The organism is Aquabacterium sp. A08 (assembly GCF_011742065.1).
Genome location: NZ_JAAQQT010000076.1, coordinates 1 through 227, shown reverse-complemented (window position 1 = coordinate 227; position 227 = coordinate 1). Strand labels below are relative to the sequence as shown.

Genomic DNA, 227 nt, shown 5'->3' with positions numbered 1-227 from the left:
TGCAGCCACGTCGCCATGGAAATGGACTGGCGGCCCAACCACTTTTTCGACCTCACCGGGCAGTTTTTGGTCTGCGCCAGCCACGGCGCGCTGTTCCGGCCCGACACCGGCGCCTGCGTCGGCGGCCCCGGGCGCGGACCGCTGGTGGCCATCGACGTGCAGGAGCACGACGGGGTCGTCTTTTGGCGGTCACAATACGACCTGCAACCCGTCGAATTCTGAATGGA

At 66.1% G+C, this 227-nt stretch carries 1 pseudogene; it reads left to right on the top strand.

Features of this window, described 5'->3' with window-relative positions:
- A pseudogene (locus tag HA630_RS26675) lies at window positions 1-222 on the top strand (Rieske (2Fe-2S) protein); the annotation flags it as partial.
- Window positions 223-227 lie beyond the last annotated feature (5 nt).